Source organism: Flavobacterium sp. TN-1 (assembly GCF_052828645.1).
This window is the reverse complement of sequence record NZ_CM128253.1, coordinates 946,097-959,008: the sequence shown is the minus strand read 5'-3', so window position 1 is coordinate 959,008 and position 12,912 is coordinate 946,097. Positions and strand designations below refer to the sequence as shown.

Sequence of the window (12,912 nt, the reverse complement as noted above, 5' to 3'; positions counted from 1 at the left end):
AATTCAAATGGAAAAAGAAACCCCATACGAATACCACGATAACAAACTGGGCGTAAAGCTCAAGTACTTAATTGCTGATAGAAATAAACATGAGGATAGTCTTTGTCTTTTTACCTATAGAGCTTTAAGACAAAGACTAGATAGATTTAGTTCACAAGAAGAAGAGCTACGTCGTGGATGCTATGGTAAAGATGCATTAGTAGTATTCGAAAGTTTGGACAGACGCACTAAAGATATTCTAATACTAACTTTTGGAGAACCTGAAAAAGAGGTTAAGAAAAATTGGTTTGCAAGTGCTTATATGCCTGATTCATACGCTAGGCAGTTTTTTGAAAAACACACCTACGGTGAAGATAACAAAAAACTGAAAAGCAAAGATATAGACTTGTACACAAATAATGCTTCTGTATTAAACACAGTAATTAAAATAAAAGAACAAAGAAAATACGGTAATAAAGCAAGGCAAGTACAAGGAGTTGATATTTGGGAAACCTTAAGTAATGATGTAAATGCGTTTAGAGAAATTACACATAATTTACCTACTTCAAGTCATGGACTAAGACGTAAAATTAGAGAATACCAAAAAAATGGATATGCTTCGCTTATTTCGGGCAAATTAACAACCAAAAATGCGATCAAGGTAAAATCAAGAGAGCAAATGGCATTGCTAGATGAATTGATTTCAAAACATAACAATTTTGAAAATCAAACTATATCAGAAATATACAACGCATTAGCAGAACGTTTAGAATGGAAGTTAATAACAGCTCAAACAGTAGGTAACAGAAGAAAATTAAGCAATCTAACCACTTATGCAGGTCGAAAAGGAACAAAAGCATTGAGTAATAATATTCTAATGCAAAACAAACGAAGTAAGCCTACTAAACCAATGCTTTACTGGACACTCGATGGATGGATGGCTGAGCTTTTATATCAAAAAACAACGGTAGATAATAAAGGATATTCAACAACTACATATCACAATCGATTGACAATTGTTGTAGTACTTGACCCTTTTAACAAATATCCTGTAGGTTATGCCATAGGTCAGCAAGAATCTTCTGAATTAATAAAGGAAGCAATGCTTAATGCGGTAATGCATACAAAGGAGTTATTTGGTCAGTATTTCAAACCTGTACAATTACAGTCAGACAACTATCAGATGAAGAAATTAAAACCAATGTATGAAGCCTGTACCAAATATTTTACCCCAGCAAAAGTGGGTAATGCAAAAGCAAAAGTCATTGAACCCTACTTCGCTCACATAAATAAAAAATATTGTCAAATGTTTGAAAATTGGAGCGGATTTGGGGTTGAAAGTGGAAGTAAAAAGCAACCTAACGATGAATATTTAAACAAAATTCGTCACTCCTTTCCTGATGAAGCAGGTTGCCGTATGCAATTAGAGTCTATCATTTCGGCAGAACGATCCAAAAAACAAAAAGAATATTTACAACAATGGAATGCTGTCGAAGATGAACTAAGGCTTCCGTTTGAAAAGGAAAGTTTCTTAATGGCATTAGGAAGCACTACAGGAGGGACAAACAGATTAACTGGAGAAGGAATACGATTAAAAATAAATGGCAGTCCAGTATTTTATGATTGTTTCGATATGAGTATGAGAAAAAAAGCGCATTTGGACTGGAAGATTCTCTATAATCCTCACAATTTAGAGGAAGCCATAGCACTGAGCCCAGAGGGAGATTACCGATTTGAATTGGAACAAAAATACATTCAACCTATGGCACTTGCAGAACAGTCTGAAAACGATACAGCTCAAAGATTAAGGATAAAAGAGTTTAATGAAAAAACCACAACATACATTATTGAGAAACGTCAGGAAAATATTGAAACCTTAAAGTCGGTTTTTGAAAATCCTTTATTAAACGACACACTAGCAAAACATTTACTAGTAGATAGTAGAGGACAGCACAAAGACACACAAAATAAAGAAAGAATGCTACAAGTAAAAGCAGAAAAAGTGATGCTAAAACAAGAAAAAGAAAAAGCCAAAAAAGAAGAAAAAACGTGGCTTGAAGAGCAAAACGAATACATAAAAGAGAAAATTGACCTAACCAAATACGCACAATACTAATGACAACAGAACAAAAAAACACAATAGTAAACGCACTAGAAGCATATTTAATCAAATATGACATATCAGCAAATGTATTTGTTGAAAAAACAGGAATTAACGAATCCTACATCACTAACATGCGCAATCGAAGCTTTAAAGTAGGTAAGACAGAAATTAAAGAAAAATGGTTTATAGCAGTTGCCAAAAATATAGGATTTGAACTTGAAAAAAATTACTGGAAAAGACAGTTTACAAATCAAACTACAGCTATGCTAGCGGTTTTGGAAGATGCTAAGTTTTATGGTTTGACCAATGTAATTATAGGCGAAACAGGATGCGGTAAAAGCTATACAGCTCAATGGTTTGCAGATGCGAATCCTCAACATATGTTTATTATCAAAGTAGGCTCTAGCGATAACCTTTCGGATCTGATTGATAAAATCTTAGAGGTAACAAAAATTCCTATTTCTAAAACCAAATCAAAAAACATTAGTTCGATTGTAAAATATTTTAAAAAGCTAAAGTTCGAAGGTTATAAGCCTATGTTAATTTTTGATGAGTGTGAGTATATGAAACAAGCTACTTTGTGTATGATGAAAGAACTTTACGATGACTTGTTGAAAGAGTGCTCTATTATACTCATTGGCACAGATGAACTACTAGATAAGCTAGATAAAATGCGAAAAAGGAAAAAGGAAGGAATGCGCCAGTTTTACCGTCGTTTAAAATTTAGAGTTAGAGTACTACCGAGTATCGATACTTCTTTTAAACTGTTTTTAAATGAAATTGAAGATAAAGATTTAAAAACCTTTTTACAGCGTAATTGTGAAAATTATGGAGAATTACATGATGCCTTAGTTCCAGCCATGCGTGAGGCTGATAGAACAGGTGAGCCTCTAACGGAAGATTTTGTTCGTAAAGTTTTAAATATACCAAAAACAATGTTTTTATAATGGAAAATACCCTAATGCAACCTACAGATGTAATTGCAAAAGCATCGGAAATAAAACAAGAAAAAAAAGCGAAAAAGCAAAAAAGTATTATCCCGCTTTCAGATGTTTTAGCTCAAAATTTTAAAACAATTAAACTTGAAGGCGAATGGTATGAAGCTTTTGGAGAACCACAAGACAAAGGGGTTTGGTTAGTTTGGGGAAGTTCGGGAGGTGGTAAGAGCTACTTTGTTATGCAGCTCGCAAAAGAGCTCGCAAAAACAAAAAAAGTACTTTACAACGTGCTTGAAGAAGAAACCTCCGATACTGATTTTATAAATCGAGTAAAAAATGTAGGGATGAATGATGTTAAGGATAAATTCAAAATGCAACGTCACGGTTATGAAGACTTGGTAAACTTTCTGAAAAAAGCAAAGAAAAGTTATAATCCAGAAGTAATTATAATTGATAGCCTACCTTATTTCATTAAAACATTTGATCAATACATAAAATTAAAAAAACAATTTCCTAGTAAAATATTCATTTTCACCGCTCACGCTAAGGGAGCTAATCCGAGGAGCGAACTAGAAACGAGAGTGCAGTATGATGCTAAAATGAAAATTTTTGTAAACGGTTACTTAGCATCTTGCAAAGGGCGAACCATAGGACCTAACGGTGGACACTTTATAAGTTGGAAAGAAGGTTACGAAAAAGTAAGAGGTACAATAGAAAATGAATAAAAATGCAAACAACAAACAACATTCACAAGCTACTTGGCATAACGCCACAAAAATACCAAGAACAAGATTTTGAACGCTATATAGGCTGGTGTGAAAGTGTAACCAGTAATACTAGAGACTTTCAAAAAGTAATAGCCAACTCACTTATTAAAAATTGGTACAATATGGAAATGAAAAAATGCGAGCTGACTTTTTTAGAAGATATAAAAGGCTATAGCAATGCAAGTACCGCAGACTATATTGAAGCTTATGACAAAAGTGTGGTCAAACTATTTAGCATTTTCCCAAAGTCATTACTCCAATTAGCTAAAAAAAGACCTCCCGTAAATGAGCGGTGTATGTACCAAATAGGATGTGTACGACTTGAACCTGATTTTTTAACACTTAACTAATAATAATGAATCCGAACGAAATTAAACAACGATTAAAAGTGCTTTACTTGGTATTACAGTTCCACTCACAATACCAATCTAAGTTCACCACAGGCGAACGCATAGTTATCAATCAGGAACGAGGACAACTCTTGCAGCTGCTACAAAACACAGAACAAGAACCTCGACCTGTACCTGTAGGTATTGAGAAAAAAATTAAAGAAGTGCTACACTTAGTAGATAGCATTGACTGGATTCCTTTGAATTTTATTGATTTTATAGACGAATAGATTTAACCATGAACACAGAAGAAACAATAGACATCAGTAAGATGTCAGTAGCAGAACTGGAAGCCTTTTTGCGAAAAAAGAAAGACAAAGAGGTAAAACAATTAGCTAAAGAAAAAGAAACCTATGAAAGGGAGCGAGACGAGAAAGCGCAAACCATGGTCAGAACGGCAAAAGCTTTTTTTAAAGAACTCAGCGAGTTCAAACAATATTGTCATATAGAAATGGAAGACCAAGCTAATAAACTGGCTAATTATGGCAAAATCAGGGGAAATAGTAAAGGTGGTTTTTCTATATCAGACACAAACGACACCGTTAAAGTAACCCGCCGTAGAGATACAGAGCCTGTGTGGGATGAACGCTCTAACAAAGCCGTGGAATTAATCAAAGACTTTTTAAGTGATTCCATAAAAAAACGAGACTTGGATATGTACGAAATTCTAATGAGTTTTTTAGAGCGTAACGAAAACGGCGACCTCGAGTACAAGCGTGTAATGGACTTATACAAGCACGAGGACAAGTTTAACGACCCACGATGGAAAGAAGGCTTGCGATTGATAAAAGAAAGCTTTAGCAATCACTTAAAAGGCTATGGCTACGAGTTCAAGTTTAAAAACGAAAGTGGAAAGTGGGAAAATGTAATCTTAAATTTTTCAAGTTTATAAGATGAGCATTGTAATTGAACCCAAAACTGACCACGAAAGCTATTTAGTAAATGGGAAAGAAGTGTACAAAAACAGTTATAACAGCTGGATTGCGTCAACTGAATTGACATGTCAAGAACGCAAAGCTTTTGAAATTTACAAACAAAAAGTAATTGATAATCCAGCCTTTAAAAAGCATACAAAGGCTACGTTTAAAATTTAAATTTCATGATAGAGATAATTAGAAATGGTATTCAAGAAACTTGGGAGTGTTGGATTGGAGGTAGAATATGGGAATGGAACGATGATCTACAAGCACTTTTAAAAAAGTTAGCCTCTCAAGCAGAAGATATAGAAGAAGATATAAATAGTTAAAAACAATAAAAAATGGCAACAATAAAACAACTTCAAACCCTATTTAGCAAGCTTGGAATACTAAAAGAGCAACGCGCCGAACGCATAAACGCTTGGACTTCTGGCAGAACTCAAAGCAGTAAAGAGCTACAACAAGATGAATTAGACGAACTATGCGAATCTTTAACAAGCGAAGTAAAATTGCAAAAGCAACTTTTAGAAGATACAAAACGTCAAAGACGTTCTATCATTCTAACTATTGCTACAAGAACGGGTATTAAACAGCCAAACGACTGGGACACATTCAACCATTTTATGCTACACAAAAGCTGTGTGAGAAAATCATTAAGGCTTTGCAATTTAGACGAATTGGAGCAGGTTATACTTCAATTTAGAGCTTTAGAACATAGTAATGCTATTTCTGCTCAAAAAGCAGGAACAAAGGCTTATTTTAATCAGTTTGGAATGCAAAAACCAAGTAATAATTAATGAAGACAGCAATATTAAACTACTATATTGATGAGAATGGCAGAAAACAACCCATATATGGTAATAGCTGCGATCATAAAAATACTCATATAAGAGTAATTAATAATATAGTAACCTGCGAAACAACTATTGTAGTTTGTGATGATTGTAAAATAACAGTAACTGAACCAATAACCGATTGCAGATGAAAAAAATAAAAATAGGAAAAGTAATTGACAATTGTCCCTTAGAAGATTATAAAGGAAATAAAAAATAGAAGAATGAAAATACCCATAATAGTCACGCTAGAAACTTTAGCAATAGTTACAATAACTTTACAACCAGTATATAATACAAGAGCACACACAAGGAGAGAAAAGTCAGCCTTATCAATTGCCTTTGATGTCTCTAAAAAAATAGAGAGTAAGACTTTTAGTTTGAAAGGACAACCCTTTGGAAAGAAAGTAACAATATCATTAAAGCATCACGAGGCTGATATGCTAGAACTTTTACTTATTGACCAAATAAAAAATTCCAAAGATGAATTTATCGATGAATTTATCAAAACTAAAATTCAGGGAGTTATAAACCAAATAAATCAAAAATTAGCATGACAAAACCCAATTATATAATCGTTGATGATTTGGACGACGATGCTCAACCAAAAGTTAATTTAAAACTTTGGATTGAAAATCACCTTCCAGAGATAGAAAAAGTAAGACAGGTGTCAGCATTTCACTTGAATAGAATTAACAGAATTTTAAAAGATGACAGAACAACTAATAACCTACACAGTCAAAAGTAAAACTGACGGCTTTATATGGCTGTTTAAATACGATTTAAACGGCATTTTTAAAAGCTTTGAAATATTAGACGGCGAACTATCACCAAAGCAATACCAATGGCTATTTTGTTCGGATCGTTTTCCTGGTAAACAAATAATGATTGAAGCTTGGAGAGAAAAACTAAAAGCCAATTTTGAAATCCTAAAAGCGGATCCAGTAATAGACTTTGAAACCTTCTGGCACACCTATCCAAAAAACGAACTGTCTAAAAAGAAAATCGCCCGTGACCGCTGGGAGAAACTCAAAGACGGTGAAAAAATAAAACTGATGATGAATCTACCCGAATACAAAAAACTAAAGGCTAAAGAAGGTACTGCTTATCCTTATGCGGAAGTTTTTATAAACCAACGTTGGTGGGATAAGTAATTTAAAAATAAAAAAGATATGGCAAAACTAATTTTTAGAACCAAAAAACCAAGAAAAGGCTACGTAGGTCACGAGTCTTTTATGACACATGAAACGGTGAATTTTATTGATAAATTACCACCTTCGGAGACACAAAGTGAAGCTCATAAAGTAGTTCAAGAATCAATGTGGGAACTTATCAAAAAACTGAAAAATATAGGTTACGACGAAACGAGGGTAGGATTTTTTATACATTATTCAGAATAAAAAAAGGCGATATATGGCACAATATTTCATAAAGGTTTCGAGAACCTATACTACAAAAAACAGAATTCAAGAGATTTGCCTGAACGAGTTGAAGGAATTAAACTTCTCCCTGGTGTCAGATTTGGCAACGGCAAAGAAAGTTATAAAAAAACATTTTGAACAAGCCGTAAATAGCTATATGGGAAGAGCCAAGCATCCCGAACTAAAGGAATTTGACAAAGCAGGAAAAGGGGCAATATCTTTCTATATTGAAGATGTCATTTACCTAGATATTTATCCTGTTTTAAATGTGATTTAATATGACTAAAGAACTTTTAAAAATAGAAAAACGTCAGTCATTCTAATGGGATGATGGTGAGAACTATAGTTACCGCAGAAAATTTTTGCACTGATTATATTAACAGAAAGCTACTGATTTTTCAGTAGCTTTTTTTGTGCTTAAAAGTCGCCTTGACCGATATTCTTTTTAGGTCTATTTTTGTAAAATGGCGTACAATAAAAACAATTACTTCAAGCGTGCCCGCTATATCATAGCGGTTTACAATGCGCATAAACATGAAGATGTACCCGACACTAAAATTATAAATCAAATCTTCCCGAAACATAATATTTACCTTTCGTACCGTCAATGGATGAACATCAAAGGGATGAGTGTTCCTAAAGAAAATCCAGCCAATCAACTTAGTTTGTTTTAGTTTTTTTGTTTTTAAGCTCATATTTTAATTACTTTACATTCTAATTAAAACAAATAGTTATGAATATATCTAAAAAATGGACTGTAATTGTGTTAGTAGCCATAGTGTTATTTGCGTTTGGCAAATACAATGAATATCAAAAAGGAAAAAGTAAAAGGGAAGAAACTCAAGAAGAATCAGAAATCAATGTTAATGACAAAGCTATAAAAGGGCTTATGCCAGTTGATATCTATATGAATTTAGAAAAAAAAGGGTATCAAATAACTAAAAATCATTCAGCTGAATATGGTAATATAATTAACTGTAAAAACTCTGATTCAGGTATTGATTATATAGTAGATGTGTATGGAGATAACGAAAATCCAGTTTTAGAAGTGCGCGCTACAGCTAGTCTTAATGGTATGGATTCTGAAAAAAAGATAATTGCTGTTAAACCATTTATTAAATATATATCCAGCATTCCTTATGAAGGAAGCAATCCAAGTAAAATTTCAGATTGGTTAGAAAAGAACTTTGATAATAATGGTGCTTCTATTATAGTTTCAGATGTTAAGTTTACTTTGAATGCTCCGACAAAATTTGTAAGAATGTTGAATATACAAAAAAGTTAATGAATTTTTCAAATCTTAAAAGCCACTATTAAGTGGCTTTTTTTATAGCATAATCTCACCGCTAAAATTAAAAGTTACATTCTTATATTGGTCATCCTCCAAGCTCCAATCCTCGTATGAAGTTGTAAAGGTTAGCTCTCGAGCACGCATTCCTATTTCGTTGTTATTACGGCTTTGGGTATTGGTGTGAGCTAATGGAGTAAAATAGTCCTCATTCCATCCCTGCAGTGCGTTTACTACTTTTTGTTCTATTCGTAAATACTCTAAACCTTTTTCTTTGACCTCTTGAGGTGCTAAATGATGGGTTTGCGAATAGTTGTTAAATAATAACAGTATTGATATTGAAGGTTTCACCAGCTTAATATTTTGCCCCATATACTCCACTGGAGCGGTGGGAAAATCAATAAGCATCGTGGGGAAAATCATACGCCTGTATTCGTCTGAGGCTAATTGTCCTAAGTCTTGGTCTATCCATAATATTTCAGGAACTTCTTGAGTAATTCGTTTTTGAATAGCTAAGAAGATTTTTTCAAAAAATGAATTCATAGTTATTTTAATAAGTTTTTTAAATCTCGTGTAACTTCCCTTTTTATTGCATTGTTTAAAGTTGGACTGTCGTTTTGGTCTATAGGCATAAATTGGCGTTTTTCAATATCTACATTACGAGTATGTGCCTTTACGGTTCTTTCTCCAGTTTTAACCGTTACGCTTCGGGTGCGTTCCGTACCATTACGAGTAAATAAACCCGTTCCTACACGCTCTGTTTTATACGTATTGCGGGTATGTGCTTTTACGCTTACTACTCCCTTGAATCCCTCGTTATGCGTTTTAGCATAAGGCATATTATTTTTAATGGTCGCTTGACCATTCTGTGTTGTAAAGAAAGTTGCCGACCGTAAAGCACCCGTTTTCACAAGTGTAGTGCCTTTACTTTTTTTCCACTTCTTAAAGGTTGCGCCTTGAAACCCCTGAGCTCTAAAATTACCGTTGATAAAACGTAAGGTAAGTTCACCCGCTACACGAGGGAAGGCAACGGAGGCGTATTGTCTGACCTCTCTTGCATTGTTTCGAAGTGCTTGTTCAAATTCTTGCGGTGTCATGTTATCGGTTTTAAAAAAAATGTATATTTGTAGTGTCAAGAGGTCAGAAATGACTATGGTTATAGGAGGTCTAAACAATCTCGGCTATAATCGCCGCCTTGACTAAAAAGCACCTTCTAACGAGGTGCTTTTTTATTTCTTAAAAAGTAACACTCCTTTCCTTGTTCTGTTCAATTCTCCTGTATTTTGCTCTTTAATGTCATATAGGGTCACTGCTTCCATTTTTTCATTTACAACCAACTTTAATGTAGCTTGTTCATAGTACTTAATGTAAAACCTAGAATTATCATCTAGAGTATTAAACCATATTTCGTCGGGATCTTTTATGATATTAGTGGCTTCTGTTCCATATTCAAAACGATTTTCTTTTTGCTTTTTTAAGATATGTTCTTTAAATAAATCGTACGATTTTCTTTTTTTACCTTCATGTGAAGGAAAAAGGATGTCTTGCCCTAATACATCTCTTAAAATAAAGTCATCGCCTGTGTGCTTTTTTTGTTTTTCCCACCAATCATAATATTCTTGTAAACTTGTTTTTGGGTACTCAGGGAGTTTGTTAGTTTTAATTTGATCTAATGAACGCAAACCATATTGTTGCCAGCTCAGGTTTTTGACCTCACCATCTACATTTTTAAAATACGGGTGATTGTCATTGAAAACCAATCTACTCAACCCTACATTATTATCAAAAGGCGTGTTTTTAATATGCGGGTTTATTGCTTTAGCGGCTTCAATAGCAGTCATTTTCTTTTCATTATTAACCTTCTTTCCTGGTATAACAGTACACCTGCAGTTGAATGCTAGAGGCGGGTAAATTTTTTTCCATACTGGATCCGATTTTAAAGCCGTGAACTTATCCAGTACAGCGTGTTCTGGACGCACTCGGTCATCGCCCACGGTTGAAAACTCTAAATACTCAGTATCTAAAACCTCCCATTTATGTGCCATAATAGCACTTTGTTGTGCTGTGTTAAATTCTGTGTTAAGGAAGCGGTCGTTAAATAATAATCCCGCATCGGCTATTTTCTTTCGATAAGAAGCGTAACTACGTATTTTTCCCTCTTCGTCCAGCATAGCGTCCTGAAAGTACAATAACTGAGTAAAAGACTTAGCCGCACTAAAAGCATAAATATTGTGCTGGAGGTGCGCTCCTAAAACCGCCCTTTGGTCGTCGTATTCAAATTGCGTAGCTCCCAAACCTTGATAAACCGCATCCATCAATATTCCCGCCGTTTTGAAATACAAATCTGAGGGTACATCCTCGATATTTCCATCTAGTATTTTTTTTGCAATTCGGTCATATATGGCATTCCACCCTGATTGGTCAACCAAATTAGGTAATGACCCACCACAACAATCACAAGAGTCACTATAAAGTGTGTTGATTTGCCCAACTAGTGTTGGGCTTGGTCGAAAAAATCGGCTAATCTATTAAGAAACCCATCCATCAAACGTTTCTTTTTCTTATCCTCTAAGACGTTTTCTTTAGGTTTTTTTTGAGGTTTTTCCTTGCTTTGCTTTTCCTCCTCACTGTCCTTATTCTCGGGGATTATTTCTTTTGCTTGCTTTTCCTGCATTTGTTTTTTTAACTGCAGGTAATTTTTTGGCTTGGGAATACCATAAGTGCTATACCAATAGTCGTCGTCAATGGGTACTTTTTCACAAACGACTGTATCAATTTCCAAACGTTGTTTAAGTTTGGCTAAATTAAGTTCTAACTCAAAGGCGAATTTACCTCCTTCGGGATTAAACCCATAGGATTTTAGAATAGCGAAAAACTTTTTGCTATTAAGGTAGTTCTCTACCATAATAAGGTCGGAGGCGGTTATTTCGTCTTGTTGTTCCCCATGTTCTTTACTTTGAGCATAACCAGAGCTTTTACTTGACGATGTGGTTTCGGTGTTCCCTAAAATAGCAATTGCCATTTCTTCATTACACGCCCTTTTAAAGGTGTCTTGAAGTTTACCGTCGCCATTACTAGCCTTACCGTCTTTCATTTCAAATTGCGCCTGCTTGGGTAGCATAATAGCCAGTGATGTACCACTTTCAGTAAGTGCTTTTCTTAATTCCTCTTTGGTTAAATTATCGTAGGCATCATAATAAGCAATTCGTACAGGTTGTCCGAATATTTCAACATATTGCGCCCAATCCCCCCAATTACCACGTTTGTAAACGGCATACAAGGAGCAAGTTAGCAATAAGCCTAAATTTGTTTTATTTCCAATAACCCACACCATAGGCATGTCGTCGTATTTGAAACCATCTGCTTCACTAATACTGTATTGGCTTTTACCTATAATTCCTTTTTCGGGTTTAATGTGTTTGCGTGGAATTTCCTCTAAAGCAAATTCGTCGCCAATTTTAAACTCAACGCCTGATATTCCCCATAGTTCACTTTCAATAATTTTGGTAATTAAATTGCGACCGTGCAAAGAAGTAATCAGTTTGGTTAAATTCTCATCTTCTTGCCCTTGCGTATTAGTAAACTTAATTTTCTTGTTTACTACCGAATTGATTCTTTTTTCAACAACTCCCTTTAAATAACCATCCATAGAAAGTAGGTCATGGTATAAGTCATACAATTGCACACGGCTTGGGTAATGTATGGCTTCTGCTGTTATTACGGCAGTTTTCAAGTTAGCAATATCTTTACGATTACGGTCAGGAGCTACAAGCGTTAAATCGTGTATAATGTATTGTTGGTCTTTTTTTTCCATCGTTTAAAATCTGTTAATTCGTTTTTTTTCAGAGTTCCAAAAAAACCCGTTTACCTTTTGACTTTCGTCTTCTACCGTTTGGGGATTATCAGGTTTTAGTGGCCAGTCGGGAACTATTATACCTTTTTTTATATCGGTTAGCCATCCTGGTTCTTTCTCCGTTCCAACCATCAAAAGCCAATCTTCCCGAAAGAGTTCGATGCTTCCGCTAGGATTTGCCTTTCGGACAATGAAATAGCTAGCTATAACTTTAATAGCCTTTGTGAGCATTTCATCATGAATTATTGGCGGTGTTTGCGCATCACCAAAAAGGGCTTTTAAATCAAATTTAAAAAGGTAGGCTTTAGCAAAGTCCTCCGCTGCTTTAAGTTGTTTTTTTAGTTCGTCACGGTCGCCACGTGAAATTACTGAGAGCACCTCAGTGTACATTTCCGTTTTTAAATCTTCAATAGTCACTAACAT

Annotated in this window: 22 protein-coding genes; 17 read left to right on the top strand and 5 right to left on the bottom strand. The window is 34.6% G+C overall.

All coding sequences use genetic code 11. The annotated features are described in order from the left end of the window. Positions 1 to 7: 7 nt before the first annotated feature. The 17 genes from ACUXZJ_RS04015 to ACUXZJ_RS03935 all read left to right on the top strand — a co-directional run bounded on the left by ACUXZJ_RS04015 (position 8) and on the right by ACUXZJ_RS03935 (position 8,633). Complete coding sequence (locus ACUXZJ_RS04015; RefSeq protein ID WP_446194937.1) at positions 8 to 2,095, top strand: hypothetical protein; 2,088 nt, start codon at positions 8 to 10, stop codon at positions 2,093 to 2,095. Next, the gene (locus ACUXZJ_RS04010; RefSeq protein WP_446195038.1) at positions 2,095 to 3,030 is read left to right on the top strand and encodes an AAA family ATPase; all 936 of its coding nucleotides are present in this window, start codon (positions 2,095 to 2,097) and stop codon (positions 3,028 to 3,030) included. The genes ACUXZJ_RS04015 and ACUXZJ_RS04010 overlap by 1 nt, the downstream gene beginning before the upstream one ends. Further along, positions 3,030 to 3,746 carry an ATP-binding protein gene (locus tag ACUXZJ_RS04005; protein ID WP_088420736.1) on the top strand — a complete coding sequence of 239 codons (717 nt, stop codon included), beginning with the start codon at positions 3,030 to 3,032 and terminating at the stop codon, positions 3,744 to 3,746. The genes ACUXZJ_RS04010 and ACUXZJ_RS04005 overlap by 1 nt, the downstream gene beginning before the upstream one ends. Positions 3,747 to 3,748: 2 nt before the next feature. Beyond that, positions 3,749 to 4,138, top strand: a complete 390-nt coding sequence (locus ACUXZJ_RS04000; RefSeq protein ID WP_446195040.1) for a hypothetical protein — start codon at positions 3,749 to 3,751, stop codon at positions 4,136 to 4,138. A gap of 5 nt (positions 4,139 to 4,143) precedes the next feature. After that, positions 4,144 to 4,407 (top strand): hypothetical protein, encoded by a 264-nt coding sequence (locus ACUXZJ_RS03995; protein ID WP_163445129.1) that lies wholly within the window; start codon positions 4,144 to 4,146, stop codon positions 4,405 to 4,407. Positions 4,408 to 4,415: 8 nt separating this feature from the next. After that, on the top strand, positions 4,416 to 5,069 hold the full coding sequence (locus ACUXZJ_RS03990) for a DUF3164 family protein (protein ID WP_446195042.1): 654 nt from the start codon (positions 4,416 to 4,418) through the stop codon (positions 5,067 to 5,069). A gap of 1 nt (position 5,070) precedes the next feature. Beyond that, entirely contained in the window at positions 5,071 to 5,271 is a 201-nt protein-coding gene (locus ACUXZJ_RS03985; protein WP_446195044.1) for a hypothetical protein, read from the top strand. A 5-nt stretch (positions 5,272 to 5,276) separates the two neighbouring features. Then, positions 5,277 to 5,423, top strand: a complete 147-nt coding sequence (locus ACUXZJ_RS03980; protein ID WP_163444441.1) for a hypothetical protein — start codon at positions 5,277 to 5,279, stop codon at positions 5,421 to 5,423. Positions 5,424 to 5,435: 12 nt separating this feature from the next. Continuing rightward, positions 5,436 to 5,891: a hypothetical protein gene (locus ACUXZJ_RS03975; protein ID WP_127821664.1), complete on the top strand. Its 456-nt coding sequence runs from the start codon at positions 5,436 to 5,438 to the stop codon at positions 5,889 to 5,891. After that, positions 5,891 to 6,079: a hypothetical protein gene (locus ACUXZJ_RS03970; protein ID WP_127821663.1), complete on the top strand. Its 189-nt coding sequence runs from the start codon at positions 5,891 to 5,893 to the stop codon at positions 6,077 to 6,079. Before ACUXZJ_RS03975 ends, ACUXZJ_RS03970 begins: the two co-directional genes overlap by 1 nt. Before the next feature lie 72 nt (positions 6,080 to 6,151). Beyond that, positions 6,152 to 6,484 (top strand): hypothetical protein, encoded by a 333-nt coding sequence (locus ACUXZJ_RS03965; protein ID WP_127822262.1) that lies wholly within the window; start codon positions 6,152 to 6,154, stop codon positions 6,482 to 6,484. After that, positions 6,481 to 6,675, top strand: a complete 195-nt coding sequence (locus ACUXZJ_RS03960; protein ID WP_127821661.1) for a hypothetical protein — start codon at positions 6,481 to 6,483, stop codon at positions 6,673 to 6,675. Before ACUXZJ_RS03965 ends, ACUXZJ_RS03960 begins: the two co-directional genes overlap by 4 nt. Then, positions 6,638 to 7,081 (top strand): hypothetical protein, encoded by a 444-nt coding sequence (locus tag ACUXZJ_RS03955; RefSeq protein ID WP_446195047.1) that lies wholly within the window; start codon positions 6,638 to 6,640, stop codon positions 7,079 to 7,081. Before ACUXZJ_RS03960 ends, ACUXZJ_RS03955 begins: the two co-directional genes overlap by 38 nt. Positions 7,082 to 7,099: 18 nt before the next feature. Beyond that, entirely contained in the window at positions 7,100 to 7,327 is a 228-nt protein-coding gene (locus tag ACUXZJ_RS03950; RefSeq protein ID WP_088418725.1) for a hypothetical protein, read from the top strand. A 13-nt stretch (positions 7,328 to 7,340) separates the two neighbouring features. Continuing rightward, the gene (locus ACUXZJ_RS03945) at positions 7,341 to 7,625 is read left to right on the top strand and encodes a hypothetical protein (RefSeq protein WP_088418727.1); all 285 of its coding nucleotides are present in this window, start codon (positions 7,341 to 7,343) and stop codon (positions 7,623 to 7,625) included. Positions 7,626 to 7,812: 187 nt separating this feature from the next. Beyond that, positions 7,813 to 8,022 (top strand): hypothetical protein, encoded by a 210-nt coding sequence (locus ACUXZJ_RS03940; RefSeq protein WP_088418729.1) that lies wholly within the window; start codon positions 7,813 to 7,815, stop codon positions 8,020 to 8,022. Between the two features lie 59 nt (positions 8,023 to 8,081). Continuing rightward, complete coding sequence (locus tag ACUXZJ_RS03935; protein ID WP_446194962.1) at positions 8,082 to 8,633, top strand: hypothetical protein; 552 nt, start codon at positions 8,082 to 8,084, stop codon at positions 8,631 to 8,633. A gap of 42 nt (positions 8,634 to 8,675) precedes the next feature. Here ACUXZJ_RS03935 and ACUXZJ_RS03930 read toward each other — a convergent pair whose 3' ends face one another. The 5 genes from ACUXZJ_RS03930 to ACUXZJ_RS03910 form a co-directional block, all read right to left on the bottom strand. After that, positions 8,676 to 9,179, bottom strand: coding sequence for a hypothetical protein (locus ACUXZJ_RS03930; RefSeq protein WP_088418733.1), 504 nt, complete (start codon positions 9,177 to 9,179; stop codon positions 8,676 to 8,678). A 2-nt stretch (positions 9,180 to 9,181) separates the two neighbouring features. After that, positions 9,182 to 9,733, bottom strand: a complete 552-nt coding sequence (locus ACUXZJ_RS03925) for a hypothetical protein (protein WP_088418735.1) — start codon at positions 9,731 to 9,733, stop codon at positions 9,182 to 9,184. 132 nt (positions 9,734 to 9,865) lie between these two features. Next, positions 9,866 to 11,065 (bottom strand): minor capsid protein, encoded by a 1,200-nt coding sequence (locus ACUXZJ_RS03920; protein WP_446194967.1) that lies wholly within the window; start codon positions 11,063 to 11,065, stop codon positions 9,866 to 9,868. A 62-nt stretch (positions 11,066 to 11,127) separates the two neighbouring features. After that, positions 11,128 to 12,450 carry a phage portal protein family protein gene (locus tag ACUXZJ_RS03915; RefSeq protein ID WP_376777282.1) on the bottom strand — a complete coding sequence of 441 codons (1,323 nt, stop codon included), beginning with the start codon at positions 12,448 to 12,450 and terminating at the stop codon, positions 11,128 to 11,130. Between the two features lie 3 nt (positions 12,451 to 12,453). After that, on the bottom strand, positions 12,454 to 12,912 hold the full coding sequence (locus tag ACUXZJ_RS03910; RefSeq protein ID WP_446194969.1) for a hypothetical protein: 459 nt from the start codon (positions 12,910 to 12,912) through the stop codon (positions 12,454 to 12,456).

What these genes read in the sequence shown, in the direction of transcription:
- ACUXZJ_RS03925 (WP_088418735.1), bottom strand. Translation starts at nt 9,733, where the DNA reads ATGACACCGCAAGAATTTGAACAAGCACTTCGAAACAATGCAAGAGAG.
- ACUXZJ_RS04015 (WP_446194937.1), top strand. Translation starts at nt 8, where the DNA reads ATGGAAAAAGAAACCCCATACGAATACCACGATAACAAACTGGGCGTA.
- ACUXZJ_RS03980 (WP_163444441.1), top strand. Translation starts at nt 5,277, where the DNA reads ATGATAGAGATAATTAGAAATGGTATTCAAGAAACTTGGGAGTGTTGG.
- ACUXZJ_RS03995 (WP_163445129.1), top strand. Translation starts at nt 4,144, where the DNA reads ATGAATCCGAACGAAATTAAACAACGATTAAAAGTGCTTTACTTGGTA.
- ACUXZJ_RS04010 (WP_446195038.1), top strand. Translation starts at nt 2,095, where the DNA reads ATGACAACAGAACAAAAAAACACAATAGTAAACGCACTAGAAGCATAT.
- ACUXZJ_RS03965 (WP_127822262.1), top strand. Translation starts at nt 6,152, where the DNA reads ATGAAAATACCCATAATAGTCACGCTAGAAACTTTAGCAATAGTTACA.
- ACUXZJ_RS04005 (WP_088420736.1), top strand. Translation starts at nt 3,030, where the DNA reads ATGGAAAATACCCTAATGCAACCTACAGATGTAATTGCAAAAGCATCG.
- ACUXZJ_RS03915 (WP_376777282.1), bottom strand. Translation starts at nt 12,450, where the DNA reads ATGGAAAAAAAAGACCAACAATACATTATACACGATTTAACGCTTGTA.
- ACUXZJ_RS03910 (WP_446194969.1), bottom strand. Translation starts at nt 12,912, where the DNA reads ATGTTAGTGACTATTGAAGATTTAAAAACGGAAATGTACACTGAGGTG.
- ACUXZJ_RS03945 (WP_088418727.1), top strand. Translation starts at nt 7,341, where the DNA reads ATGGCACAATATTTCATAAAGGTTTCGAGAACCTATACTACAAAAAAC.
- ACUXZJ_RS03930 (WP_088418733.1), bottom strand. Translation starts at nt 9,179, where the DNA reads ATGAATTCATTTTTTGAAAAAATCTTCTTAGCTATTCAAAAACGAATT.
- ACUXZJ_RS03960 (WP_127821661.1), top strand. Translation starts at nt 6,481, where the DNA reads ATGACAAAACCCAATTATATAATCGTTGATGATTTGGACGACGATGCT.
- ACUXZJ_RS03975 (WP_127821664.1), top strand. Translation starts at nt 5,436, where the DNA reads ATGGCAACAATAAAACAACTTCAAACCCTATTTAGCAAGCTTGGAATA.
- ACUXZJ_RS04000 (WP_446195040.1), top strand. Translation starts at nt 3,749, where the DNA reads ATGCAAACAACAAACAACATTCACAAGCTACTTGGCATAACGCCACAA.
- ACUXZJ_RS03955 (WP_446195047.1), top strand. Translation starts at nt 6,638, where the DNA reads ATGACAGAACAACTAATAACCTACACAGTCAAAAGTAAAACTGACGGC.
- ACUXZJ_RS03970 (WP_127821663.1), top strand. Translation starts at nt 5,891, where the DNA reads ATGAAGACAGCAATATTAAACTACTATATTGATGAGAATGGCAGAAAA.
- ACUXZJ_RS03935 (WP_446194962.1), top strand. Translation starts at nt 8,082, where the DNA reads ATGAATATATCTAAAAAATGGACTGTAATTGTGTTAGTAGCCATAGTG.
- ACUXZJ_RS03950 (WP_088418725.1), top strand. Translation starts at nt 7,100, where the DNA reads ATGGCAAAACTAATTTTTAGAACCAAAAAACCAAGAAAAGGCTACGTA.
- ACUXZJ_RS03985 (WP_446195044.1), top strand. Translation starts at nt 5,071, where the DNA reads ATGAGCATTGTAATTGAACCCAAAACTGACCACGAAAGCTATTTAGTA.
- ACUXZJ_RS03990 (WP_446195042.1), top strand. Translation starts at nt 4,416, where the DNA reads ATGAACACAGAAGAAACAATAGACATCAGTAAGATGTCAGTAGCAGAA.
- ACUXZJ_RS03940 (WP_088418729.1), top strand. Translation starts at nt 7,813, where the DNA reads ATGGCGTACAATAAAAACAATTACTTCAAGCGTGCCCGCTATATCATA.